This window comes from Acidithiobacillus sp. TH-A36 (assembly GCF_057473445.1).
The window spans coordinates 1-3,014 of sequence record NZ_JBYCKP010000239.1 but is presented as its reverse complement, the minus strand read 5'-3'; the positions used below and the strand labels follow the sequence as shown (position 1 = coordinate 3,014).

Annotated in this window: 4 protein-coding genes; all 4 read left to right on the top strand. The window is 50.7% G+C overall.

Annotated features, from left to right (window positions below):
- Nucleotides 1-594, top strand: a 594-nt coding sequence (locus AC2VLY_RS06335) for a DNA topoisomerase (RefSeq protein WP_486921948.1), incomplete at its 5' end; no start/stop codon positions are given.
- A gap of 54 nt (nucleotides 595-648) precedes the next feature.
- Nucleotides 649-1,197 carry a hypothetical protein gene (locus AC2VLY_RS06330; RefSeq protein ID WP_486894365.1) on the top strand — a complete coding sequence of 183 codons (549 nt, stop codon included), beginning with the start codon at nucleotides 649-651 and terminating at the stop codon, nucleotides 1,195-1,197.
- Nucleotides 1,198-1,339: 142 nt separating this feature from the next.
- Nucleotides 1,340-2,806, top strand: coding sequence for a hypothetical protein (locus tag AC2VLY_RS06325; protein WP_486894364.1), 1,467 nt, complete (start codon nucleotides 1,340-1,342; stop codon nucleotides 2,804-2,806).
- On the top strand, nucleotides 2,803-3,014 hold a 212-nt coding region (locus tag AC2VLY_RS06320; protein ID WP_486894362.1), incomplete at its 3' end, for a DNA adenine methylase. The genes AC2VLY_RS06325 and AC2VLY_RS06320, both read left to right, overlap by 4 nt.

Here is a 3,014-nt window from a genome sequence, read left to right as displayed (position 1 = left end):
TCCCGTCAGACAAAGCCGCCTGCACGATTTACGGACGGCTCTCTGATTGAAGCCATGTCCAACATCCACAAGTTCGTGGAAGACCCAGAGGCCAAGGCGAAGCTGAAAGAAACATCTGGCATTGGCACTGAGGCTACTCGTGCCAGCATCATTGAAACGCTGCTCAAGCGGGGGTTCATCAGCAGGAAAGGGAAGCAGATCATATCTACACCAGGAGGCCGTGCGCTGGCGACCGCCTTACCAGACGTTTTGACGAATCCCGTCACAACGGCCCGCTGGGAAGACGCACTCGGGGCGATTTCCGAGGGCAAAATCACAGCAGATGTTTTTGAGCAAAAACAGCGGGATTTTGTAAAAAAGCTCGTGGGAGTGGCGAAGCAGTGCAACATCAAAATTGGGGAAGCACGAGCTGGTGGCTCTGTGGGTCAGGCTAAAAAGGCTGGCCCGAAATGCGGGGCTTGCGGGAAGCCCACGGTAATCCTCAAGACAAAGACCGGCAAGAACTGGATCAAGTGCGAGTCCTGCGGGGCGGCATTCTGGCCGTCAAAGGATGGCAAGTCGTGTGGGGCACAGTGGGAAAAACGGGCATCCTGATAACGCTTCCTGCAGTGTGCTATTGTAATACAGCCATTCACAGGGGATAGGAAAATGCACTATTTATCAGATGTTCGCTTGCTGGGTTTCACAATTTTTGGGTTCTGGGCGCCTATTGTTTTTTGGTCTGGTTACGCGCTGTTCTTTGCTAGGGGTATCTGGAAAGACTTTGTGCTCATGGGCATCGCAAGTTTGATGCTGACTTTTTGTATATCCAGAAATCTGCCCGGGTTTGGTCCAACTTTTGGCCTGACAGATTATGCCTATCTCACTGTTATACCAGCTTATTTTTTGTCTAAGCGCACCACGGCTACTTATCTTCAGATAGGAGGTGTCACATATTTCACGACGCTTTTGTCTGACGTGGTGGGTGTTCCATCGGCTGAGGGATTGCACAGCGGCTGGATGCCTTTGCTTTTGATGACTGAGCCATACCACATGCGGTTTTCATTTTTGCAAGGAATCGGCGGTGCAGGTCTTTTAGACGGGCTCTGCATCGCACCTTTCGCAGCCATGCTGCTAGTTTGGCTATTCAGAAGGAGTGGGGTGGTGGAAGCAGCAGAAGCCTTTGGGCATAAATATAGTACACACGCCGGAAGCTGATAACAAAAACGCTTCTCGCCAGGTGCTGACTGTGTGAGGTGAGGCGAATTAAGTAGTAGCATTATGGATGCTTGCAAAGTGAATCACCATGGATTATGCTATAAGGTATAGCTAGTACAAACAGATAATCAGGAGAATCGCAATGGAAAACACGTCAGAAATCATTGGGGTGCGTCAGTTTGGGGATGGCAGCACCGCCGTCCTGTACTCCAACGGAAAAATCTCTATTACCCAGAACGCCGTCCCCGCAGCACAAATCGCAGAGTGGCGGGCTAAAGCGAAACGAACGGCTGGGCTGCAGATGCAGCGGCTGAGGAAGACCCTAAACGCCGCAGCATTGCGGATACTCGCCGGGCGGTCTGCGGCGATTATGATGTATGAAAAAGCGCATCGTGTAGAAAAACAGCAGCAGCCCTTTGTGCATCGCCCGACGCATGCCCCTGCAAAACGGCGGCAGAAGGGTGGTAGCTCGCGCTCTAGCGCAAAATCTGGTGACAGTAATGGTGACCCCGACCCAGACGACGCTCTCGTACCTGACCACATGGCATCAGACCCCCGCATTTTGGAGTACGGGGAGACAGACAAAAGCAGCTTCCGCTTGATCCGTAAGGCCATTTTCGGCTTTCAGATTAAAAACCCCTCCTCACGCCAACGGGCCGCGATCAATTTTTATACCGAGGCATTCTGCCACACCGTCCGCGTACTACTGAATGACCAGAAATTTGCCAAGCTGGACATTGACCAGAAACAGGATGCAGAACAAGGAATTACTGTATTTCTTTTACAAAAACTTGCATCAAAGCATGATTTCCAGAAGAACCCAAACCCAAACATCAAAAAGATTTTTTTCTCATATTTCTGGAAACCTGCGGATGTTCTTGAAAAAACACATGGCTCAAAGCGTTTACCAACATGCCCTCTGGCCATTTATGAAAGGGCTCAAAAGCCAACGCTGCCAAAGCTGCGTGAAACCACCGCTGACGTGGAACTGCAAGCAGCGGAAATACAGACGAAAATAGAGTCTACGGCATCTGGCTACACTTTCGTTAAAGCCATACCCTCAGAGGCATTTAGGATGCAGCGGCGGGAGGTCAAAGAACAAGCCCACCGTGACCTGCAAGATGGCAGGAAAAAAAGTGTTAAGCAAATAGCTTTCGCAGGCCCCACGACGACACCGGACGATGCCGAGATAGACGCAATTGACGCCCTCGCTGATGACAGTTTACGCCCTGATTATCTGTATGCGGCAAAAATTGAAGAAAAAATGCGGCGCGTGCAAGAGGCGAAAATCGAGGTGGAAATTGCTCCTGTGGGACGTGAAGCAGAGGGTGATGGTAAGCCAAAACTGAACTTGCCGAGAGATTATTTCCCGCATCTGTGCGACTTGGATGAGGAAAAACTCCGGGAACGACTGCCGACTGTCATCAAGGTATTATCAGACTGTGGTTTTACCAGGGGTGATGTAAGAAGCCTGATCGCAACTCGTGCGATAGATAAACTTGGGAAGTATCCGAATAGGGAAAAGTTCCAGCTCATCCTGGATATTTTTGACCAGATTCCCACTCAAAGGCCCGGTAAGGGCAAAAAGTCCGCTGGGGGTGTGGCATGAAATCTCCTATTTCGTGGCTGGGTGGGAAAGGTAGGCTGGCCGAACGAATTATGTCCCTATTGCCAAAACCAAACCGGCACCTCTGCTATGTAGAACCCTTTGCGGGTGGGGCTTCCATGCTTTTTGCCCGCCCAGCAGTCGGGGTGGAAGTCATCAATGATTTGAACGGTGACCTCATCCATTTTTTCAAGACCTTGCGTAACAGTGG